Source organism: Deinococcus sp. Leaf326, from assembly GCF_001424185.1.
Lineage (GTDB): Bacteria > Deinococcota > Deinococci > Deinococcales > Deinococcaceae > Deinococcus.
In genome coordinates this window covers 26,708-49,583 of record NZ_LMOM01000076.1, presented here as the reverse complement: position 1 = coordinate 49,583, position 22,876 = coordinate 26,708, and the positions used below count along the sequence as shown (strand labels likewise).

Annotated in this window: 14 protein-coding genes and 1 pseudogene; 13 read left to right on the top strand and 2 right to left on the bottom strand. The window is 70.2% G+C overall.

Features of this window, described 5'->3' with window-relative positions; genetic code table 11:
• Positions 1-78: 78 nt before the first annotated feature.
• Positions 79-480, bottom strand: coding sequence for a GPW/gp25 family protein (locus tag ASF71_RS19600; protein ID WP_056303262.1), 402 nt, complete (start codon positions 478-480; stop codon positions 79-81).
• A 402-nt stretch (positions 481-882) separates the two neighbouring features.
• On the opposite strand from ASF71_RS19600, the gene ASF71_RS19595 reads away from it, so the two are divergent.
• The 7 genes from ASF71_RS19595 (at position 883) to ASF71_RS19565 (ending at position 11,630) form a co-directional block, all read left to right on the top strand.
• A complete protein-coding gene (locus ASF71_RS19595) occupies positions 883-2,469 on the top strand; it encodes a phage tail sheath subtilisin-like domain-containing protein (protein WP_056303261.1) in 1,587 nt (528 codons plus the stop codon).
• Positions 2,470-2,611: 142 nt separating this feature from the next.
• Positions 2,612-3,061 carry a phage tail protein gene (locus ASF71_RS19590; protein WP_193352025.1) on the top strand — a complete coding sequence of 150 codons (450 nt, stop codon included), beginning with the start codon at positions 2,612-2,614 and terminating at the stop codon, positions 3,059-3,061.
• A gap of 93 nt (positions 3,062-3,154) precedes the next feature.
• The gene (locus ASF71_RS19585; RefSeq protein ID WP_235514635.1) at positions 3,155-3,610 is read left to right on the top strand and encodes a hypothetical protein; all 456 of its coding nucleotides are present in this window, start codon (positions 3,155-3,157) and stop codon (positions 3,608-3,610) included.
• Between the two features lie 73 nt (positions 3,611-3,683).
• Complete coding sequence (locus ASF71_RS24305) at positions 3,684-3,857, top strand: hypothetical protein (protein ID WP_156372996.1); 174 nt, start codon at positions 3,684-3,686, stop codon at positions 3,855-3,857.
• A gap of 4 nt (positions 3,858-3,861) precedes the next feature.
• A complete protein-coding gene (locus tag ASF71_RS19580; protein ID WP_082506225.1) occupies positions 3,862-4,338 on the top strand; it encodes a phage tail protein in 477 nt (158 codons plus the stop codon).
• A 4,367-nt stretch (positions 4,339-8,705) separates the two neighbouring features.
• Positions 8,706-9,614: a DUF4157 domain-containing protein gene (locus tag ASF71_RS24605; protein ID WP_056303257.1), complete on the top strand. Its 909-nt coding sequence runs from the start codon at positions 8,706-8,708 to the stop codon at positions 9,612-9,614.
• Positions 9,615-9,638: 24 nt separating this feature from the next.
• Positions 9,639-11,630, top strand: coding sequence for an ATP-binding protein (locus tag ASF71_RS19565; protein WP_056303255.1), 1,992 nt, complete (start codon positions 9,639-9,641; stop codon positions 11,628-11,630).
• Positions 11,631-11,674: 44 nt separating this feature from the next.
• Here ASF71_RS19565 and ASF71_RS19560 read toward each other — a convergent pair whose 3' ends face one another.
• Positions 11,675-13,735, bottom strand: a complete 2,061-nt coding sequence (locus ASF71_RS19560) for a vWA domain-containing protein (protein ID WP_056303253.1) — start codon at positions 13,733-13,735, stop codon at positions 11,675-11,677.
• Between the two features lie 295 nt (positions 13,736-14,030).
• On the opposite strand from ASF71_RS19560, the gene ASF71_RS19555 reads away from it, so the two are divergent.
• The 6 genes and pseudogenes from ASF71_RS19555 (at position 14,031) to ASF71_RS19530 (ending at position 22,862) form a co-directional block, all read left to right on the top strand.
• The gene (locus tag ASF71_RS19555; protein WP_056303251.1) at positions 14,031-15,053 is read left to right on the top strand and encodes a HoxN/HupN/NixA family nickel/cobalt transporter; all 1,023 of its coding nucleotides are present in this window, start codon (positions 14,031-14,033) and stop codon (positions 15,051-15,053) included.
• Positions 15,050-17,869, top strand: a complete 2,820-nt coding sequence (locus tag ASF71_RS19550) for a cobaltochelatase subunit CobN (RefSeq protein ID WP_235514633.1) — start codon at positions 15,050-15,052, stop codon at positions 17,867-17,869. Before ASF71_RS19555 ends, ASF71_RS19550 begins: the two co-directional genes overlap by 4 nt.
• Before the next feature lie 18 nt (positions 17,870-17,887).
• Positions 17,888-18,745 carry a formate/nitrite transporter family protein gene (locus ASF71_RS19545; protein WP_056303249.1) on the top strand — a complete coding sequence of 286 codons (858 nt, stop codon included), beginning with the start codon at positions 17,888-17,890 and terminating at the stop codon, positions 18,743-18,745.
• A 75-nt stretch (positions 18,746-18,820) separates the two neighbouring features.
• Positions 18,821-20,374 (top strand): annotated as a pseudogene (locus ASF71_RS19540) (cobaltochelatase subunit CobN); the annotation flags it as partial.
• Complete coding sequence (locus ASF71_RS19535; protein ID WP_056303247.1) at positions 20,371-21,159, top strand: class I SAM-dependent methyltransferase; 789 nt, start codon at positions 20,371-20,373, stop codon at positions 21,157-21,159. The pseudogene ASF71_RS19540 and the gene ASF71_RS19535, both read left to right, overlap by 4 nt.
• Positions 21,156-22,862 (top strand): VWA domain-containing protein, encoded by a 1,707-nt coding sequence (locus tag ASF71_RS19530; protein ID WP_056303245.1) that lies wholly within the window; start codon positions 21,156-21,158, stop codon positions 22,860-22,862. The genes ASF71_RS19535 and ASF71_RS19530 overlap by 4 nt, the downstream gene beginning before the upstream one ends.
• Positions 22,863-22,876 lie beyond the last annotated feature (14 nt).

Genomic DNA, 22,876 nt, shown 5'->3' with positions numbered 1-22,876 from the left:
GTGGTCGCCCGGCCTTCCGGATTCGGGCGTGCGGAACCCTGGGCGCCCAGGGTCCAGGGAGCGCGGCGCCGCCTCCGCTCAGGGCAGGGTCTCGGTGGGCATCCGGTAGAAGGGAAACACCAGCGAGCGCGCGTTGGGCTCGTCGATGAGGCGGTAGTTCACCCGGATCACGATGCGCTCGGGATAGTCGGGGTCCACGTCCGCGTCCACCTCTTCGAGCTCGATGCGCGGCTCCCAGGTGCTCAGCGCCTCGTGAACGTAGTAGGAAGCCAGGCCCAGGGTGCTCGCGTCGTTGGGCGCGAAGACCAGTTCGTGAAGCTGGCAGCCGTACTCGGGCCGCATCACGCGCTGACCCTTGGGGGTCATCAGGATCATCAGCATGGCCTGCTCGACCGCGCGCACGCCGCTCACCATGCCAATGCGGCCGCGTGGGTCGGTGGCGACGGGAAAGGCCCAGCCGGTACCGAGGTGATCGCTCATGGCCGCGCCGGTCCGGGCGGGGCCGACCGCCGTGTGCGCGCGCCACTTGCCAGAAGTCGTGTCATGCCTGTCGCTCCTTTCCCGCGCCCGTGCGCCGGGGGTCGTGTCGTTCTTGCCTGCGGTCCCGCTGTGTGCCCACCATAGCGCCCTCCCTGCGGAGCCGGGCCGACAAAGTGGATGCATCGCTTCTACCAAAATTGTATAGACAGGTTTAAGATGTGTCCTGGACGTTATCAATCATTTGTAAGACGCCGGTCAGAAAGCCTCTACACGAGTTTGCGCTTGCGGACCGGAACGCAGCGGTATACTTCTGTGCGTCAGCAGACTTTTCGCCCGCAGGTTTCTGCGTCCAGCGTCGACCCCGGACCTCCGGCAAGCCTCCCCCCAAAAGGTGGACTATCCATGCCCGAATATCTGTCGCCAGGCGTATACATCGAGGAGATGTCCTCGGGTCCCCGTCCCATCGAGGGAATCAGTACGACCACGGCCGCCTTCATCGGTTTCGCGCCCAGTGGCCCGGCCAATACGCCCATCTTCATCGCCAACTGGTCGCAGTACCTCGAGACTTTCGGCTCGCGTGAGGCTGACGGTACGGTCAACCCGCACATGCCGGGCACCTACATGTCACACTCGGTGTACGGGTACTTCAACAACGGCGGCACGCGCTGCTACATCACCCGCATCGTGCCGCCCAACCGCAACAAGGACAGCGGTAAGACGGTCGACATGCCCAAGACGCTGCAACTGTCCTCGCGGGCGTCCAAGGCGCTGCCCGCACTGACGGTGGGCGTCAAGGGCCAGCCGGCCAGCGACGTGAACGTCGAGGTGCAGCCCGCCGTACTCACCGAGCAGGACCCCACTCCTGCCGACGGCGTGTTCACCCTGCGGGTCCGTCTCGACGACAAGGAAGAGACCTTCGAGAACGTCTCGATGGCCAAGAAGCACCCGCGCAACGTCGTCGAGGTGGTCAACCAGCACAGCCAGATTATCGAGATTCTGGAGCAGAGCACGGCCGGCGCCCTGGCCGAGCGCGTGCCGGAGTTCGGCGGCTTCACCATCCACTCGGCCTTTGCGCCGACCGATACGAGCATCGTCCTTCAGAGCAACCACTTTGTAGGCAGCGTGCATGACCGTTCGGGCATTGAGGGGATGGAGGTCGCCGAGGACGTGTCCATGCTGTGCGCCCCCGACCTGATGAGCGCCTACCAGAACGGCTTGATCGACGAGGACGGCGTCAAGGCCGTGCAGCGTGCCATGATCGACCACTGCGAGCGCAACCGCAACCGTGTGGCCCTCATTGATCCCCTGCCCGACCTGAACCCGCAGCAGGTCAAGCGCTGGCGCGAGCACGAGTCGAACTTCGATTCCTCCTACGCGGCGCTGTACTACCCCTGGATCAAGATCAACGGCCCGGAAGGCCGGCCCATCCTGGTGCCGCCAAGCGGTCACATGGCCGGTATCTACGCCCGCAGCGACGTGGAACGCGGCGTGCACAAGGCCCCCGCCAACGAGATCGTGCGCGGCGCCCTCGACCCGGCCATGCAGATCACCAAGAGCGAGCAGGACATCCTCAATCCCATCGGTGTGAACTGCATCCGCACCTTCCCCGGCATGGGCCTGCGCATCTGGGGCGCACGCACCCTGAGCAGCGACGCCCGCTTCCGATATGTCTCGGTGCGCCGCATCTTCAACTTTGTCGAGAAGAGCATCGAGCGCGGGACCCAGTGGGCCGTCTTCGAGCCCAACGACGACGATCTGTGGTCCAAGCTGCGCCGTGACATCACCGCCTTCCTGACCATCGTGTGGCGCAGCGGGGCGCTGTTCGGCAAGACGCCCGGCGAGGCTTTTTACGTCAAGTGTGATGCCGAACTCAATCCACCCGAGGTCCGTGACTTAGGAATGGTCATGGTCGAGATCGGAATCGCGCCGGTCAAACCTGCCGAGTTCGTGGTGCTGCGCTTCGGGCAATACGCCGGTACCGGCCAGTAAGCGCCGCCCGGAACCTTTTGCCGCGCCGCGCGCCCGCCGGTCCTGCCGGCCACGGCGAAAAGGCCCTCACCCTTTTTTCCGCCCTCATTCCCCGGCCCCCACGCATCCCTGACATCGGGGTCGGACCACAGGAGGCAAGGACATGACCCAGCCCGTACACAAAGACCCCTTGGTGGCCGCCTACTTCGCGGTCGATTTCCAGAACGGCGTGGTTGGCGCCTTCCGCGAGTGCAACGGCCTGGGCAGCGAGAGCCAGGTCGTGGAGTACCGCGCCACCGACGCGCGCGGCAAGCCGATCCTGATCCGCGAGCCGGGCACCATGAAGTACACCGATATCGTCCTCAAGCGCGGCATCACCGATAGCATGGACATGTGGCAGTGGCGTAAGCAGGTCGAGGACGGCGATATCGAGGGTGCGCGCCGCAGTGGCACCATCACGCTGTACAACCAGCGCGGTGAGGCTATCGCCCGCTGGAACTTCGAGCGCGCCTGGCCCCAGAAGCTCAACGGCCCCACCTACGATGCCAAGACCAACGAGGTCGCCATCGAAGAACTGACCATCACCCACGAAGGGTACAAGCGCGTTCAGTAAGGCGGCGCGCAGGGCGGGGCAGGGGCGGGTCGCGGCAGAGATGGGGCCGCGCTCCCGCCCCCCTTGCGCTGAACCCCACGCGCGGAGGGCACGATGACCTACGGTTCCCTGACGGCCGCTCCGGCGGCGCTGCACGAATTTGCACTGCCCCTGGGCTACGCTGACGCCGCCGGGCGGCTGCACCGCCGGGGTCTGATGCGTCTGGCGACTGCCTTCGACGAGATTGAGCCGCTGGGTGACCCGCGGGTGCAGGGCAACGAGGCCTACCTGGGACTGCTGTTGCTGAGCCGAGTGGTCGTGCGGCTGGGTGATTTCTCGCCCGTACCGCCGGAAGTGATCGCCGGGCTTTATACCGCCGACTTCGCCTACCTTCAGGGGTTGTACCTCGAACTGAACACGGCGCTCAGTCTGCCTCCGGGCCCTGGGGCTGTGGCACCCGCGCCAGTCGCCGGTCCGCCGCCTGCCCAGCCCGTGCCTCTAGGGGGCACCGTCGAAACGACCTGCCCACACTGCGGCAGCGACCTGCTGCTCGACCTCTCAGGCGCCTGAATACACCTCGGGGCCGAGCGGAAAGTAATGAGCGCAGGGGCCGGGTGAGGGTGCTCGGCAAGGAGAAGCACACATGGCCGAATCTTCCTCTTCTGCTTCCGGAACAGGTCCCCAGGCGCCGAGCGGCCGGGTGGTCGCCTCGTCGGTCAAGGCTCCTGCAACCGACATCGAACAACTCGCCGACCGGGTGTACCGCCTGATGCGTGAGGACCTCAAGCTGCAACTGCGCCGCGCAGGCCGGAGGTGAGGCGATGAGCTTCGGGAGCAAACTCGGCGGTTCGGGGCCGTCGTCGGCCTACGTTAAACCGGTTGCCAATGCGTCGAGCCGTTACTACGTCACGGTGGACAACATGCCCAAGGCGGTGTTCTCGGAGGTCAGCGGTCTCCAGATGGAAACTGAGCTGTTCGAGTACCAGGAGGGCGGCAACAACAGCTACGTCCACCGCCTGCCGGGCATCACCAAGGCGGGCAACGTGACCCTGAAGCGCGGCGTGGCCCGCGACAATGAGCTGTTCAAGTGGTATCAGCGCGTGGCGCGCGGCGTGATGGACCTGCGCTCGGTGACCATCACGCTGTACGCCACGCAGGAGGCGCAACCGGTCGTGACCTGGGAACTGCTCAACGCCTTTCCCTGCAAGTGGACCGGGCCGCAACTGTCGGCCGGGACCGACGCCGTCGCTATCGAAACCATAGAACTGGCCCACGTGGGCATTCTGGCCGTGGAATAACCCCGGCCGCCAGGGGCGCCGGCCTCTCGGGAGGAAACGCATGAGGTCACCGACGATGCAGGGCCGCGCCGAACTGCTGCGGCATTACCGCGAGCATTTCACGGTGCTGTTCGGCACCCAGAGGCCGGCTGCCCAGCCCGCTTCCCCCGCCGTCCGGGGGCCAAGGGCACCGGTGCCAGTCGCGTTTCCGGTTGCTCCAGTGCCCCTGGCTGTGTCGGCTTCCTGGGCGGTTCCTGCCGTAGTCGTACCGCAGGCAGCCGCACCGCGCCGGGTTCGGGCGACGTTACGGCAAACGCCTGCTGAGCAGATAGAGCCCGTCCTGACAGCGCCGTGGCGGGTCAGTCCAGCTGCTGAGGTGGCGGCCACGGCGGAAAGTTGGACCTCAGCGGAGGAAGCCGGCCTCGGCTCCCAGGACACGGCCGCTCCGGCTCAAGAGGCGTTCTGGCTGCCTCCGGGAGAGCCAGGCAGTGCTCTCTCGCCCACGGAGGTCAACCGCCTGCTGGACGCGTCCGGCAGCGTGTGGAGTGCGCCGCTGTCCCCAGCCGCCGGGCAGGAGCCGGTGCGGGCCCCCGAGCCGGCGACCTTCAACCCGGCGACCGGCCAGCTCGACTTTCGCAGTCTGCTCGCCTACGGCGGCGCAGCGGACCCAGCGCCCGAAGTGCCGGCCGCCGAGGTCACGCTGCCCCGCGCAGACGAGGTGCGCGAGACTCCAGCGGTTGTCGCCGGGCCGCTTCTGGACCGAGGTCCTGTATTGGTCCAGGCTGTTGCGCCGGCGCCCAGTGCCGCGCCGGTCAATCCGGTGGTCGGCCCAACACCTCCGGTGGTGGAGGTTGCTCCGTCCCTTCCCACCCCCAGCGTCGCCGCGCCGGTCTCTGCCGAGGTGGCCCGCCTAGTAGAGCAACTAGTCGAACCCAGCCCCAACATTGAAGCTACTGCACCATCCTTAGTCGTTCCTGCGAGCGCCGCAGCCAGCGAGGTTGCGCCGGGTGAGGGACCGGAAGCGGAGGGAGCGCCGTCCTCTGCTCCGGCGCTGCTGGAGCCGCCTCCGACGGACTTCGTGTCACCGGCGCAGGACGAGACGACACGCCGACAGGTGCGCGATCACCTGCCGGTGTCGGAGGGAGGCGCGCAGCTGAGTCTGCCGCGACGCCCGCGCCCGGTGCCGCTCCAGGCGGCGAAGGTGGCGGAACCGAAGCCGGAGGCGCCGGTGCACAGCCCCGAACAGGCGCAGAGTTATCTGGCACGGCTCAACCGGATGATCGAGCGGGAGAACGAAGGAACGAGCGAGGCGCGGCCGCTGTCGTTGTCGGAGCTGATGACGTGGCAGGCTCCTGACCGCCCCATCGGTGCCGCCCCGGCTCAGGACGNAGAACGAAGGAACGAGCGAGGCGCGGCCGCTGTCGTTGTCGGAGCTGATGACGTGGCAGGCTCCTGACCGCCCCATCGGTGCCGCCCCGGCTCAGGACGCCTCGGCGGAGAATGCACCGGTCATGTCCCCGTTCACAGCCGAGACAGGAGCGGCGGAGGTTCCGGTTGCGGCCGGAGCTCCGGCGCCTCCGGTGGCCGGGGCAGAGCCTATTGCCCTGGTCGAGGAGACCGAGTTGCCCCCGCTCCCGCAGGCTCAGGCGCACGTGGCCGAACCTGAACCGGTACCGACCCCTTCGGCCCCAGCTGTGCCACAGGCCGAGCCTCTGGAAACGGTGGTCCCAGTTGTCGCAACACCCGCACCCGAGCAGCCTGCTGCTCCCATAGCCAGAGCAGCTGGCGAGGGGCCGGAGGCAGAGGGAGCGCCGTCCTCTGCTCCGGCGCTGCTGGAGCCGCCTCCGACGGACTTCGTGTCACCGGCGCAGGACGAGACGACACGCCGACAGGTACGTGATCACCTGCCGGTGTCGGAGGGGGGCGCACAGCTGAGTCTGCCGCGACGCCCGCGCCCGATGCCGCTCCAGGCGGCGAAGGTGGCGGAACCGGAGCCGGAGGCGCCGGTGCACAGCCCCGAACAGGCGCAGAGTTATCTGGCACGGCTCAACCGGATGATCGAGCGGGAGAACGAAGGAACGAGCGAGGCGCGGCCGCTGTCGTTGTCGGAGCTGATGACGTGGCAGGCTCCTGACCGCCCCATCGGTGCCGCCCCGGCTCAGGACACCCCAGCCGAAGAGGCGCGGCCAAAGTCCGACCAGCCTCCCGATATTCTGGCCGGGGCAGAAGAGGAGACGTCGGCGCCTGCCGAGACGGAACAGTCCTCGACCGAGCGTCGTCTGGAGCCGGCAGAGGTTAGGTCGGCCTTCCCGCCCAGTGATTCTGAGAACCTGTCCCCTCTGCCTTCCACGGTTTTGGCTCCGGCTGATGCTGTCGCTCCCCTACCAGTGCCTGTATCTGGCGACCTTCCCGGGCAGGTCCCTACCGCCGTCCGTCCGGCTCCGGCTGCCCAGGACGCAGCCCCGGCTCGCCAGGCTACCCCGCCGTCCCGGACAGTTTCCCCAAAAGTAGAGGGCGACGCGGGAAACGTCGCCAGACCTGACCCATCCGCACCGTTTCCGGCGGTGCCCGCGCCGCTTCAGCCGTCCTCGGAAGCTCCTCAATCCCTGATGCCGCTGGCGCCCGCTGTGGCCCTTCCTCCCGTGTCGGTGGGACCTACTCAGGCCGGAGAGGCAGGGGCCGGCTTCCTGTCCGGGCAACTGGACGAACTCCCACGACCAGAAGACGCAGCGCCTCGGCCGCCTGTGGTCACGGAGATGCCAGACCCACTGCCTGAGGTGCCTTTCCCCGAACTGCCACGCCCCGCTGCTGTTCTCAGTGACCCTGCTGGGTCCAGACTTGGCGAGGAGGCTGTTGCCCGGTTCGGCCCGGCTACCGGTGCTCCGGTCAGCGACCGCCTGCCTGTTGCGCCCGTGGCTGATCTGGTCACGCCATCTCCACTGTCTTCCGCTTTGCCGGGGCAGCCGCGTCCAGTCGCCCCGGAGGGCTTGGTCCAGCCGGAGAACAGCTCCACGCCGTTGTCTGGGGAAGCTACCTCTGTAACTGGAGCTGTGTTGGAAATGCCTCTGCCTGCTGCCCCTGCCGAGCAGGTGGGTGTGGCTCAGGTGACCGTGCCGGGCCGTTCACCTTCACCGTTGCCGGTGTCTGGGGACGCGTCCCAGCTCCATCTCGTCGGGTTGCCCGGTGTTCCCAGTGCCGAAGCAGACCTCACACCATCGTCGACGGCGGTACCCCTCTCGTTACTCCCTCCGGCCCCTCTTGCCGCGAGACTGGTGCCGACGACGCCTGCCGCAGAGGCGACAGTTCCTGCCGATTCCCGCGCTTTAGAAGTGCCAACTAGGCCTGAGCGCATCGGTTCCGAGGGGAAGGCTGATCCCGTTATCCCAGCGGCGCTGCCAGCCATGCCGCGTCCGCTTGAACCTGCTGTGGGCGATTCCGTGCCCTTCCCAGCGTTAGAAAGTGCCACCTTCCAGCAGCAGCCTGCGAGGGAGATGAGACGCACGCCGTGGAGTGAGGAACCAGCCTCTCCGCAAGCCGCGGCTCCGGGCGTTCCTGCGCCGCTGCCGGGCTTTACGTTTCCCTCATCTACTCCGGTCGGGGAGACTGCGCCTTTTCCCGTGCGAGTCGTCAGCCGGCCGGCCGACCCTGCGCCAGCAACCGGGCTGTCGTCGGTTGTCACGCAGGAAGGAGAAGGCGCTCTGCCGGTGCCCACATTTCCGGTCGAGCTGTCGGCGGCTCCATCCGCTGGTCTGCCGTCTCTTGCCGAACAGCCACTCTCGTCACTCCCTCTGCTGCAGCCGGAGGGGGTCAGCCTGACGCCCGAGGAAACGGCGCCTGCTGTGGCTGGGCGTGCGGATCGCCCCGAACCTGTAGTGGCCTGGTCTGGGCAGGCTCCTCCCACACCCCTCAGCCTTCCAGTCCCCCGATCGCTGCCCTCCGGGGTCTTACCGGATATGGCCCGGTCCGCTTCGGCTGAACCGCTGCCTTCCCCAAGTCCCCAGGTTCGCCCGGTGTCGTCCTCCCCAGGGCGGAACCGGACGGAGTTGGGGTCAGAACTCGTGCCCGCGCCGCCTGTACCGGCTCCGCTTCGACCCGCTCCGGCCGAGGGGGCAATGCTGCGACCCGTACAGAATGGGGCACCCTTGTCTCCGGCCGCCGAACGTCTACCCGAAGCGCCCACGACAAAACAAGTTCAGCCCGTTTGGGGGCAGACGGTCCAGTCGCTACCGTCTATGGCTGTGCCACTTGAAGATCCACCGGCTCAGCCCTCGTCTGTTCCGTTTCTCCCTCCGCAGCTGGGCCAGGAGGGGGCGGACGGAGTTGCAGTCGCGCAGCCCTTGGCCGTTCCGGCCGAGCCTGCCGCAGTCCGACCAGTCTCCATTGGGCTGATGGGACAGTCACCCCAGCCCCATCCGCTGACCGGCGTGAGCGAGGGAGCCGCGCAGGCGACCGGGCGCGCCCTGGCCCGTCCCGAGGCGCGTGAACCGCTGCCGCTGGGCGCGCAGGCGGCCCTGAGCCGCGCGCTGGGGGCCGATGTCGGACATGTGCGGCTCATCCGGGACGCCCACGCGGCAGCGGCGACAGCCGAGGCGGCGGCCGACGCGCTGGCGGTCGGTGACGCCGTGCTGCTCAGTCCGGGTCAGGACCTCGCCTCACCGCGCGGCCTGGGCCTGCTGGCCCACGAGCTCACCCACATCCTGCGCGACCGCGATCCCTCCTTCGTGCCGGCGGTGCTGCGCGCGCCAGCTGGTGCTGCCCCGGGTCGGTCGTCGCCTCAGCTGGCAACCCCTACGCCGAGCGGTGCCCCAGCCGACGAGGAAACCCTCGCCGAGCAGGTCGAGGCGCGCGTGAGTGCCCAGTCGGCGGCGCGGTTGACCCCGCCGCTGTCTTCTCCTGCCACTCCAGCCGGCCCTGCTCTGCGCGCCTCCGGCCCTACGGCGCCCTGGGGTGACCTGCCCGCCCCCTGGGAACCGCTGCCCTTCTGGGACGATGCTCCAGCCGTTCCGGTGCGTCCGGGCCCGCCCCGCCCCGCCGCACGGCCGAGTGCGCCGGCCAGCGCCGCGCCTACCGCGGCGGGCGGGCCGGGAGCGGTCGTGCGCGCGGCGAGTACCTCACGCTCTCCGGCGGCGCCAGCCCAGGAGGCCGCGCCGGCCAGCAGCCCCGAACCTGCGGCGCGCGGTCCCGACACCGGCTCGTCGCGGCGACAGGGACGCGCTCCCGATCTCGACCGTCTGGCCGAGCAGGTCTACGCGGTGCTCAAGCGCCGCCTCGCCACGGAGATGCGCCGTGACCGCTGAGCAGCTCCGCTCTGGCGGTCTGGTGTGACCGGTCGCCGCAAATCGCGCGCCGCGCCGGTCGCCGTGGCCGAGCCTGCCTGGACGGCTCCCTCGACGACCGAGGCGGTCCTCCATTTCATTCAGGCGATCGAGCTGCACCTCAGCGGGCAGGCGGACGATGCGCTCGTCAACCCGCTCGACGATGGCCGGTCGCGCTTCTCACAGCTGGCGCGGGCACTCGACCTCTCGGGGGTCGAGGGCGGGCTGCTCATGCTCGCGCTGGCCGGCGAGGTCCATCCGCTGCGACTGCGCCAGTTCGTGCAGCTGCACTACGACGACCAGCCGCCGCCACTGGGGGGCGTGACCCGCCACCTCGCGCTCAGCCTGTTCGGCGACGACGCCGGGGTGATGGGAGAGCGCAGCGCCCTGTTCACGTCACGGCTGCTGCTGCCGGTGGCGGGCGAGCCGCAGGGTAGCCTCAGCCTTCAGGTGCTACGGCTTGACCCGGCGGTTCTCGCCTATCTCTACGGTTCGGACGAGGTACCGGCCGAACTCTCGCCCTACGTGCAGCCGCTGCCGGAAGCGGTGGAGGCGGGCGACACGGGCGAGCTGGTGGCCGCCCTCGCGCGGCACCTCGCCACTGGGCCGGAGGCCGCTGCGCAGCTTCACGGCGCCGATTTGGGCACGCAGCTTGACCTCGCACTGGCCGGACTGGCGGCCCTGGATCGCCCGGTCGTGCATCTGGCTCTGGGCGACTTCGTGGCGGCGGGGGACGCCCTGGGGCGCGACCTGACGCTGTGGGAGCGACACGCTGCGCTGCACCCTTCGGCCTTCGTCCTCGGGGCGCACCTGAACCAGCTGGAGGTTGGCGACGAGACCTGGCCTGTGCCCCGGCTGGAGCGGCTGGTCGCCAGCGTGGCCTCGCACCTGCGCGCGCCGCTGGTGGTTCTGGCCCAGGAACCCCTGGACCTGGGCGCGGCCCGCCCCGCGCTGGAACTGGAGGTGCCTCACCTGACCCGCGCCGAGCAGCGCGGGGTGTGGGCGGCCCGCCTGGGTCTGCGCCGGGCCGACTCGCCCCGTCTGGGCGAGCTGACCGACCAGTTCAGCCTCAATTCCCGCGCCATCGCGGCGCGGGCGGCGGCGGCAGCGCTGGGCGAGGCAGCCCACGGCGACGACGAAAAGCTGGAACGCGCGTGGCAGGCCTGCCGGGTCGCCGGGCGCCAGCGTCTGGGCAAGCTCGCCGAGCGCCTGACCGGCGAGCCCGGCTGGGACGACCTCGTGCTGCCGCCCGAGGACAAGGCGGTGCTCTCACAGATCGTCGAGCATGTGCGCCACCGCGCCCGCGTCTACGAGGACTGGGGCATGGGCCGCTCACGTGGGCTGGGCATCAGCGCGCTGTTCAGCGGGCCCTCAGGCACCGGCAAGACGCTGGGGGCCGAGGTGGTCGCGCACGCCCTGAAGCTCGACCTGTACCGCGTGGACGTGTCCAGCATGGTCAGCAAGTACATCGGCGAGACCGAGAAGAACCTGCGCCAGATCTTCGACGCGGCCGACGAGGGCGGCGTGATCCTGCTGTTCGATGAGGCCGATTCGCTGTTCGGCAAGCGCGGCGACGTGCAGAGCAGCAACGACCGCTTCGCCAACACGCAGGTCAACTACCTCCTCCAGCGCATGGAAAGTTACCGGGGTCTGGCGATCCTCACCACCAACCTGGAAAGCAGCATGGACCAGGCCTTCATGCGCCGCCTGCGCTTCACACTCAATTTCCGTGCCCCGGAGGTGGCCGAGCGCGCCCGCATCTGGCAGCGCGCCTTTCCCGAACAGGTGGAGACCTCGGCGCTGGATTACGCGCAGCTCGCGCAGATCAAGCTCGCGGGGGGGAATATCCGCTCGGTGGCGCTCAACGCCGCCTTCATGGCTGCCGCCCAGGGCACGCCCCTGACCATGCCGCTCATGCGCGAGGCGATCCGGGGCGAGTGGCGCAAGCTCGGGCGCCTGTCGCTGGACGACGCGGCCTTCCTGGGCTGGGCGCGCTAGGTTCCCGGTCAGGAGCCCCGGCGCGCCGGCCGGACCACGCCGCCCTAGCGCTGCATCCGGCTCATGGACGCCTTGTCGCGCACCCGCAGCTGGAAGCTCCCGCCCGCCGCCGTGAGATCGAGCATGACCGCCAGTGGCAGCGCGTCGCCCGGCCCGAACTCGCGGCTGATGTGCCGCAGCCGCATCTCGCCCGCCAGGGCACGCAGCCGCAACAGTCCCGGCTCGCGGCGCACGACCAGCCCGCGCAGGCCTTCCTCGGCGAATACGTCGGCGAGGTCCACGTCCTCCAGCGGCAGTTCGAGGTCCTGCATCGCCACGCCGCGCAGCAGCGTCACGATGACCTCAATGGGCGGCTCGGGCGGCGGCGCGGCCGGGCGCACCCGCGCGCGCGGCGGTTCGTAAGGCGTGAACACGTACAGCTGCCCCAGCGCCAGCGTCTCCTGCACCGCCAGGAAGGTGCCCTCCGGCTCGCCGTCCTTATGCAGCCGCAGCCGCTCGGGCTGGGCCTGAAGCCGCAGCGCCCGCCGCAGCTGCTGGGCCGCGTAGTCGCGGATGCTGTTCGCGTCACTGTTGTCCAGCACCACTTCGTCCTCGATGGCGGTTTCGGGCTGGTAGCGCTCCAGCACAATGCCGCGGAGTTTTGGTACGCGGAAGAGCGCCCCCACGTCGCTGAGGTCACGCCGCGTCGGGCGGCTGCGTTTGCGCCGCGTGGCGCGCTCGTGCAGCGTGATCCGCAGCGCCCGGTCCACGGACAGGGCATACGGCTCGAAGGGCCGGCCCTCACGTCGCCACCACAGCAGCAAAAGCAGCGGGACGAGCAGCAGCAGCCACCACCAGTTGCGCCGCACCGGCTCGACGCCCACGACCGGCGGCACCGCCTGCGTCGCGGCGTTGTTCAGCCGCAGCGAGGACGTCGCCTGCTGGCCGCCGCGCAGCGTGAGGTCGGTCAGGGTCAGTTCGACCTGCTGGCCCTCGAGCAGGCTGACCACCGTGTCGGGCAGCTTCGCGGTGATCTCGCCGGGGGCCTGGGCCACCTCGACCGTCACCGGGCCGTTCACCGCCTGATAGCGCAGCACGACCTTCTCGCCGCGTTTCAGCTCGCGCCGGAAGTCGGGGTTCAGCAGCCGCAGGGTGCCCAGGGCGGGCGGCGGCGGGGCCGGCGCGCCGGAGGGCGGCGGCGTGGTCTGCTCGAAGCGCAGCAGCAGGCGCTGTTCACCGTCCGGCAGTTCGGCACACACGTAGCCTACCGACCCCGCCGGCACGCTGCCCTTGATGCCCAGCCGCACCCGGTCGCCCGCGCCCTCGGGGTTCAGGATCGTCACCTGACCGCCGCCCACGTTGCCCGATTCCAGGCTCAGGTGGGTGCCCTGGGGGCGCCGGAAGGGAAAAGAAGCGTCGGGCGACACGTTGACCATGCCCGGCAGCAGCAGCGCCGAGGTGAGGTCGGGCGGCGTGTTCAGGGGCAGTTCGACTGCTTGCGCGAAGGTGGTCTGGGCGAACTGCGCCTTGACCTCGGCCGGGACCTGCACCCCCAGCCCGACGTAGTACAGCTTGTCGAAGTCGCCGCGCGTGACGTTGAAGGCCGTGAGCGCTGTGGCGATGGTCGCCGCGCGGTCGGGGTTGTTGTCTATGCCGTCGGTCAGGACATAGACGGTCGTGGCGGTGTCATTCCGGCTCTGGAGCGAGGCGAACATGCTCTGCATGCTGGTGTACAGCCAGGTGTTCGAGCCGTCGGCCCGCACGGCGTTTACCGTCTTCTCGAACTCGCTGCGATGCGAGGGCCACGCGAAACTCTGGCGCTGGCGCGGCCCCTTGTCGAAGGTGAGCAGCTCAACCGAGCCCGGCGCCTGCGCCGCGCGCATTCCGCGCAGGATGGCGCCCTGGACCCGCGCGAAGATGTTGGCCCGGCCGTCTCCGAGCCCCTGCATGGAGCCGGAGGTGTCGAGGATGAACACCACCCGCGAGCGGCTGGGCGGTGGACTGCTGGGCAGCACGCAGGCCTGCGCGGCCGCCTGTCCCAGTCCCCCCAGGCCCGGCCCTCCCAGACACAGAGCGGCGAGCAGCAGACCGGCGGGCCGGCGGCGGGGGCGCGTGAGCGGGGCCATTGCGCCCGATTATGCCCCGTGCCCCGGCGCCACGTGACGCGACAAGGGATGCGAGGGGCCGCGTGCGCTACAGTGGCGCCACGTCCGAATCGACGCCTTCTCCTTCCCTGCCCTCAGCCCCTGGAAGTGCGGTGCAAGTCCGCCACGGTCGCGCCACGGTCACAGTCCGACCCACGCTGAGCCACGCCCCTCGTCCCCGCGTCCGGGACGAAGCGGCGCGCCGCTGCCCTGCGGTGCCCCCGCCAGTTCGTGACGCCCCCGCCGCAGGCCCCACCGGGTCCGGCCTGGAGGCACCATGACCCACCTGCCTACCGAAGTTCTGCCCGTCCCCGCCCCCCTGACCGCCCGCGAGAGCCTGCGGCGGGGCGCGCCCTTCCTGCTGGTCGTGCTGGGCCTGCACGCCCTGGCCCTGTGCCTGTGGATTCCAGCGGCGCTACAGTCGCCGCTGCTCTGGGGCGTGGGCGTCACCGCGTATTTGCTGGGCCTGCGCCATGCCTGGGACGCCGACCACATTGCCGTGATCGACAACACGGTGCGTAAGCTGCTCACGCTGGGGCGGCCCGCCTATGGGGTAGGGCTGTTCTTCAGCCTGGGGCACTCGTCGGTGGTGTTCCTGATGGCGCTGGCAGCAGCCGTGATCGGCAAGGCGCTGCTGGGCGCACAGGACGGCATCGGGGCCGTGGGCGGCTGGGTGGGCCCGTTCGTGGCGGGGGCGTACCTCGTCACCGTGGCGCTCGTCAACCTGACTGCGGCGTGGCGTATCGCGCGCTCGGGCGACGACCATACCCACTCGCACGGCGGCCTGCTGGCCCGCCTCATCGCGCCGCTCACCCGGCTGGTCTCGCGGCAGTGGCAGGTACTCCCGCTGGGCTTCCTGATGGGCCTGGGGTTCGATACGGCCTCCGAGGTCGCCCTGCTGGCCCTGTCTGGCACGGCGGCGGGGCAGGGGCTGGGCTGGGCCGCGGTGCTGTCGCTGCCGCTGCTGTTCGGCGCGGGCATGACCCTGCTCGACACCCTCGACGGCGTCGCCATGACGCACGCCTACGGCTGGGCGCTGCATGACCCGCGCAAGAAGAGGGCCTACAACCTCCTCGTGACGGGCCTGTCGGGCGTGATCGCGTTCGCGATCGGCTTCGTGACCCTCTCGCAGTGGGCCGGCGAACATTTTCCGGCCGCCGCCCGCGCCCTGGCCGCCCTGCAAAACGTGGACGTGTCGCCGCTGGGGTTCTGGCTGGCGGGGCTGACCCTGGCGCTGTTCGCGGCTGCCAGCGTCGCGTACCGCCAGCGCCGCCGGTCGGGCGGAGGTCTGGGCGCATGACCCGTTCCTCTGTCCGCCAGCGCGTCACGCGGGCCGACGGCCGCACCATCAACGTGGTCCGCAAGCGCGGGCACCTGAGCTACTGCTTTCACGGCTGCTGCTGTGGGCGCACCGACAAGGGCTACGCGCCCGCGCCCGTGGACACCTACAAGGAAGAGTGGACCCGGCGGCGGCTGCGCAACCAGATTCACCTCACCAAGTCGGGCTGCCTGGGGCCGTGCACGCTGAACAACGTGGCGCACCTCGTCTTCGACGGCCACGACACCTGGTTTCACTCGGTCAACGATCCCTGGCTGGTGGTCGCCATCTTCGAGTACGTCAGCGCGATGCTGGAGGCTGGTGGCCCCCTGCCGGTGCCGCCCGACCTCGTGGAGTACACCTTCAACTACTACACCTGGGATGCGGGGAGCGCAGCGATGGCTGCCCTGCCCCTGGCGACCCCAGACGCCTCCGGCGAGTTGTCGGGCGTCGCGCTGCTCTCGCACGCCGACACCGACCTGCTCAACCTGCGGGCGGCCCAGGACATGCTGCCGGACGACTTCGGCCCCGTGACCGGCGTGGCGCTGGGAGGCATCCGGAGCGAGGCGCAGATGACCACGCTGCTGGCCGGGGCAGTGGGCCGGGCCGAGGTCGTGCTGGTGCGCGTACACGGTAAATTCGGCGCGGTGCCGGGCGGCGACCTGCTGCTCTCGCACGCCCGGACTGCCGGGCAGACCCTCCTGATCGTGAGCGGCACGAACGAACCCGACCCCGAACTCGCCCGCCTGAGCTTGGCGCCCGCGCATACCCTCGACACCGCCCTGACCTACCTCGCGGCAAGCGGTTGGCCGAACATGCGCGAATTGCTGCTCTCGCTCTCGGACACCCTGCGCCTGACCGGCTACGGCGCCCGGCCCCCGCTGGCGCAGCCCGAGCACGGCGTCTACCACCCCGACCTGCCTGAACAGGCGACGCTGGCCGACTGGGAGCGCATCCGCGACCCGCAGCGACCCGCCGTCGGCGTGCTGTTCTACCGGGCGCACGCCCTGAGCGGCAATACGGCCTTCATCGACAGTCTGATCACGGCGCTCGACGACGCCGGGGCCGACGCCCTGCCCGTCTTCACGACCTCGCTCAAGGACGTGAATGCGGCCGGCGATCCCAAAGCCTTCGCGCTGCTGGCCGGGGTGGACGCCGTAATCTCGACCCTCAGTTTCGCGATGGCCGACGTGCAGGCGGGCGAGATCACGGCCCCCGGCGAGAACGTCTCGGCGCTGGAGCGCCTGGGTGTGCCGGTGGTGCAGGGCCTGACCCTGGGCGGCGCGCGCGGCCCCTGGGAGACGAGTTCACGCGGCCTGAACCCGCTTGACACGGCCATGAACGTGGCGCTGCCGGAATTCGACGGGCGGATCATCGGGGTTCCGTTTGCTTTCAAAGAACAGGAATCCGGCGAAGCCCGGCGCCTCGTCGCCGACCCCGAGCGCACCGCCCGCCTCGCCGGGATCACCGTGCGGCTCGCGCGGCTGCGGCATAAGGCCAACTTCGATAAGCGGCTCGCGTTCGTGTTCACTAACTCGACGGCCAAGGCGTCGCAGGTGGGCAACGCGGTGGGCCTCGACTCGGCAGCGTCGCTGCTGCGTGTGCTGCGGGCGCTGGAAGAGGACGGCTACGACGTGGGCCAGCACTCGGCTACGCCATTGCCCGAGTCCTCCGACGCGCTGATGCACAGCCTGATAGAAGGCGGTAACTACGACACGACCGTCATGACGCCGGGGCAACTGGCCCGCACGGCGGCGCGCATTCCCGGCGAGGTGTATGCCCGCTGGTTCGCCGAGCTGCCCGCGTCGCAGCAGCGGCGCATGCGCGAGCAGTGGGGACCACCCCCCGGCTCGGCGTATGTCCACGGCGGCGAGCTGTGCCTGGCAGGGATGACCTTCGGCAAGGTGTTCGTGGCGCTGCAACCCCCGCGGGGCTACGGCATGGACCCCGACGCCATCTACCACACGCCCGACCTGCCGCCCACGCACCACTACGCGGCGCTGTACCGCTGGCTGCGCGAGCCCACTGCCCTGGGGGGGTTTGGGGCCGACGCGCTGGTGCATGTCGGCAAGCACGGCACGCTGGAGTGGCTGCCCGGCAAGGGCGTGGGTCTGTCCGAGAACTGCTTCCCCGATTCGCTGCTGGGCGACCTGCCGCTGTTCTACCCGTTCGTCATCAACGACCCCGGTGAGGGCACGCAGGCCAAACGCCGCGCCCACGCGACCATCCTCGATCATCTGCCGCCGCCCCTGACCCGCGCCGACACCTACGGCCCGCTGGCCGAACTCGCTGCGCTGGTCGACGAGTATTACCAGCTCGAACTGCTCGATCCCTCCAAGCTGCCGCTCTTACAGGGACAGATCTGGGACCTCGTGCAGCAGGCCGACCTAGGGACCGACCTCGGCACGCTGCTGCGGCGTGACCACGGCGACCATGTCCACGAGTGGGACGAGTCCGAGACCGAGGACGGCGTGCCGGTGACCCTCACCGAGATGAACGGCCCGGACGTGGCGCACCTGCTCGAGGACATCGACGGCTACCTGTGCGAACTGGGCGCCGCGCAGATCCGGGACGGGCTGCACACGCTGGGGCAGGAGCCGCAGGGCGAACAGATGCCCGAAATGATGCGCGCCCTGACCCGCCTGCCCAACGCCGGCGTGCCGGGGCTGCACGCCGGGCTCGCCGGGGTCCTGGGTCTAGAGCTCGGAACATTGCTCGACCGGCCCGGCGCGCGGCTCGGCGCACCCCCTACTGCCTCAGCAAGGGCTGAAGAGGCGTTCCAGGAGGCCGACAGATGAGCGGCCTATGGTGGAGGCATGACGACCCCCCCTACTGCGTCCAGTCCTGCTCCGGCCCCCGATCCGACCGTCCTGAGCGGCGCCGCGCTGACGCAGGCGGTCGTCCACAAGGAAGTCGAGAAGGCCGGGCGCGCCGCGGGACCGACCTTCGTGCTCGCGGTGCTGGCCGGCATGTTCATCGGCCTGGGGGGCATGTTCTATACCCTCATCGAGGCGGGCGGCATCGACTTCGCCTTCAAGCAGGCGTTGGGTGGCCTGGGCTTCTGCGTGGGACTGGTCCTGGTGCTCGTGGCGGGCGCGGAACTGCTGACCGGCAACATCCTGATGGTCCTGGCCGCCGTGCGGCGCCGGGTGACGTGGGGGCAGGTCGCGCGCAACTGGGGCCTCGTGCTGGCGGGCAACCTCGTAGGAGGCGTGCTGCTGGCCGCCCTGATTCTCGCCTCTGGGCACCCGAACCTGGACGGGGGCGGTGTGGCGCGCGAGGCGGTCCTGGTCGCGGCTGGCAAGGTCGGGAAGACCGTGCCGCAGCTGTTTTTCAGCGCCGTGCTGTGCAACGTCCTCGTGTGCCTCGCGGTCTGGATGGCCTTTGCGGGCAAGACCCTGGCCGACAAGGTGCTGGCCGTGCTGCTGCCGGTGACCGCCTTCGTTGCGGCGGGTTTCGAGCACTCGGTGGCCGACATGTACCTGCTGCCCCTGGGCCTGATGCTCAGGGACGGGGTGGAGGGCGTGGCGGGTGCGGCCCGGCTGGACCTCCCGCACGTCGCCCTGACCCTGGCGGTCGTCACGCTGGGCAACGTCGTGGGCGGGGCCGTGTTCGTAGCGCTGGCCTACCACTTCGCGTATCCCGAGGCCAAAGCGGCCCCCGCCAGAGCCTGAGCTTCTCTTCCCCTGACGGCGCGGCGGCGACCCTGGCCCCGCGCCGGTTCTTCTGGATGTCCTATGACCACGCCTGACCTCCACACCCTCGCGGGCCGCCCGGTGCAGACCAACGGCGACGCGCTGGAACTGCTCGACGACCTCGCGCTGCATCTCTACCAACTGCTGCAGGAGCGCGACTACGACCCCGCCGCCATTCCGGAGGTGCTGGCCCTGACGCTGGGTGTGCGCGAGAGCTACGGCACGCTGCCGCAGACCCTGGAGTACGCCTGCCGCCGCCTGCGTCCCGACCTGCACGCGACGGAGGACGAGATCACGAATCTGCTCGCCGGGCTCTCGGGGCGCTACGTGCCTGCCGGACCCAGCGGCGCGCCCTCACGAGGTCAGGCGCATATTCTGCCCACCGGGCGCAATTTCTACGCCGTGGACCCGCGCGCCCTGCCCTCGCAGGCGGCCTGGATCGTGGGGCAGAACCTCGCGCACGAAGTCCTGGCCCGCCACCTTCAGGAAGCTGGCAGCTACCCCGAACACGTCGCCATCTCAGTTTGGGGTACAAGCAACATGCGCACCCAGGGCGACGATATCGCCGAGATCTTCGCGCTGCTGGGCGTGCGTCCGCGCTGGCATCCTCAGAGCCGCCGGCTGGAGGGTGTGGACCTCGTGTCACTGGCCGAACTGGGCCGCCCGCGCATTGACGTGACGGTGCGCATCAGTGGCTTCTTCCGCGACGCCTTCCCGCACCTGATCGGGCTGCTCGACGAGGCCTTCACGGCGGCCATGCACGCCGACGAACCGGGGGACCAGAATTTTCCTCGCAAGCACTTTCTGGCCGACCTCGCCGGGCGGCTGGCCGACACGCCGCCCGAGGAGGCCGAGGCCCGCGCGGCCTACCGCGTCTTCGGGAGTGCGACGGGCACCTACGGCGCGGGCATCCTCGACCTGGTCAATGAAGGTAACTGGCAGGGCGACGGCGATTTCGCGCGGACGTTCGTCAACTGGGGCGGCTACGCCTACACGGCCGCCGACGCCGGGACCGACGCCCGCGAAGACTTCCGTGCCCGGCTGTCGCAGACCCAGCTTGTGCTGCACAACCAGGACAACCGCGAGCACGACCTCTTCGACAGTGACGACTACCTGCAGTTTTTCGGCGGCATGATCGCCTCGGTGCGCCACCTCTCGGGCACGCAGCCCCGGCACTATTTCGGCGACACGGCCAACCCCGAGCGCGCCCGCGTGCGCGACCTGGGCGAGGAGGCCCTCCGGGTGTATCGCTCGCGGGTGGTAAATCCCAAGTGGCTGGAGGGCATCCGGCGACACGGCTACAAGGGCGGCCTAGAGCAGACGGCCACGGTGGATTACCTGTTCGGGTTCGACGCCACCGCGCAGATCGCCCACGACTTCATGTACGAGGGCGTGGCGCAGGCCTACGCCCTGGACCCCGAGAACCAGGCGTTCCTGAAGGCCAGCAATCCCTGGGCCCTGAACGCCATTGCGACCCGGCTGCTCGAGGCGCAGGACCGGGGACTGTGGGAGGCGGGGGCAGATACCCGGGAGGCGCTGCAAACCCTCCTGGCCGAGAGTGAGGGCCTCCTCGAAGAACGCGGCGAGCAGGCACGGGCGGGCGGATGACGGTTCAGGCCGACATTTTCGACGAGTGGCGCGAGCAGGTGCTCGCCGTGCGCTCGGGGCGCTGGCAGCCGGAACGTGACCGGGCCTTCTGGCACGCCCAGGCCGCGAAGTACGACGCGGGCCAGCCCGAGCTTCCGAATATGGCGGCGTGGCTGCGTGAGCGCCTGGCCGGGTTGGCTTCTCTACTGGACGTGGGCGCGGGCACCGGCCGCCTGACCCTGCCTCTGGCGGAGGCAGTGCGGCAGGTCACGGCGCTGGACCATTCGCCCGACATGCTCGCGGTGCTACGTAGCAAGGGGCCGCCCGCACATCTGGTGCTGCGCTGCCAGGAACTCGCGGATGCCCTACACGACCCTGGTCTGCCCCCCCACGACGCCGTGCTTGCCGCGTGGTCGCTGGCGTACCTGCCCGATCTGCGCGGCGCACTGATGGGGCTGCGCCGCCTCGCCCGCCGCGATCTCTTTCTGCTGGAGGACGATGGCCTGGGCAGTCCTCACGTCACCCTGCGCCGCTCGCTGGCCGGGCAGCCCCGGCCGCAGCGGGCCACGGGCCTGCGCCGTGCCCTACACGCGCTGGACCTGCCTCACGAGCATCTCCAGATCACCGAGATGCGCGAGCTGACCTTCCCCGATACGGCTGCGCTGCTCGCCCAGGCCCGGCTGCCCCTGCCGGACGCCGAGGCGCTGGAGGTTCTGCGCCCCCACCTGACTTCCGGGGACGAAGGCTGGCGCTACCGCTGGACTTTCGATGTCCACGTGCTGCATGTCCGCTGGGAGGATGCATGACTCCTGGTTCCCCTCCGACCTACCCCCTGGCCGCCGTCGCCCACCAGCCCGAACTGCTCTTCGCCCTGTCGCTGCTGGGGGTGGCTCCGGCCATCGGCGGCCTGCTCATCCGGGGGGACCGGGGGGCGGCCAAGAGTACGGCGGCGCGCGGGCTGGCCGAGCTGCTACCGACGGGGCCGGACGGCCTGAGTGCGCCCTTCGTCAACCTCCCCCTGGGCGCGACCGAGGACCGCGTGGTGGGCACGCTGGACCTCGACGCGGCGCTGCGGGGCGAGGTGAGGCTCAGGCCCGGACTGCTCGCCCAGGCCGACGGCGGGCTGCTGTATATCGACGAAGTCAATCTCCTTCCGGACCATCTGGTCGACGTGCTGCTCGACGCCGCTGCCCTCGGGGTGGTGCGGGTGCAGCGCGACTCCCTCAATGCTGAGGCTCCGGCCCGCCTAGCCCTCATCGGCAGCATGAACCCCGAGGAGGGAGGACTGCGGCCCCAGTTTCTCGACCGCTTCGGCCTGTGCGTGGACGTCTCGGCGCCCCAGGTCCCCGCCGAGCGCGCCGAGATCATCCGCCGCCGTATGGCCTTCGAGGCCGATGCGCCGGCGTTCGGGGCTCACTGGCACGCCGAGCAGGCCGCGCTGGCCGGCCGACTCGCGGCGGCGCGCCGCCTGCTGCCGCAGGTCACATTGCCCGACGCTCTGCTGGAGACCATCACCACCCTGAGCAGCGAGGCCGGCGTCCGCAGCCTGCGCGCCGACCTCGTGCTGCACCGCGCCGCCCGCGCCTGCGCCGCTCTTGACGGCCGCGCCGAGGCGACGGAGGCCGACCTGCGCCGCGTGGCCCCCCTGGTCCTGAATCACCGCCGCGATCCCCGACTGCCGCCCCCACCGTCCGGGTCGCCGCCTCCCGAGCCCCCGCTCCCCCCGCCGGTGGCTCCGCCCGAACAGCAGCCGGATACACCTCCTCCACCGGACGCGGGCGGTCCCCCCCCGGAGGACATCTTCGCGCCGAGTGCGCCCGCCGCGCCGCTGGCGTTGCAGGCCTTCACGCCGGGCAGGGGAGAGGCCGGTGCACCCCGCCTTCCGGCTCCCCGCAGCGTGCCCGACCCGCAGGCCACGCGCCTGGACGTGCCCGCGACGCTGCGCGCGGCGCTGGGCCGGGGAGCCGCCGTGCCCACCCGCGACGACTTCCGCACGCCTGTGCCCACCGAGGAGGGCGGCCGCCGCGTCCTGTTCGTGGCTGATGCGAGCGGCAGCGTAGGCGTCTCGGGGCGGATGGGCGCACTCAAGGGGGCGCTGCTGGACGCGCTGTCCAGTCAGGGCGGGCGCGACCGGGTGGCCCTCGTGACCTTCCGGGGGACTGGAGCTGTCACGCTGCTCAATTGGACGACCGACGCCGCCGAGGCCGAGGCGGCCGTGCGCGCCGCGCCGACCGGGGGGCGCACGCCGCTGGCCCACGCGCTGGTCCTCACCGCCGAATTGCTGGCCGGGGTGCGCGGCGCCGAACTCGTGCTGCTCACCGACGGGCGGGCCAACGTGCCGCTCTCTCCGGGGTCCGACGCCTGGGCGGATGCGCTGCATGCCGCCGAGCGGCTGCGGGGCCTGCCGACGTTGGTCGTGGATACCGAGGCCGGCCGGGTGCGTCTGGGCCGCGCCGCACAACTCGCCGGGGTGCTGGGCGCCCGGTTGCAGACCCTGGAGCCCGCATGATTCTTTCTTCCGGT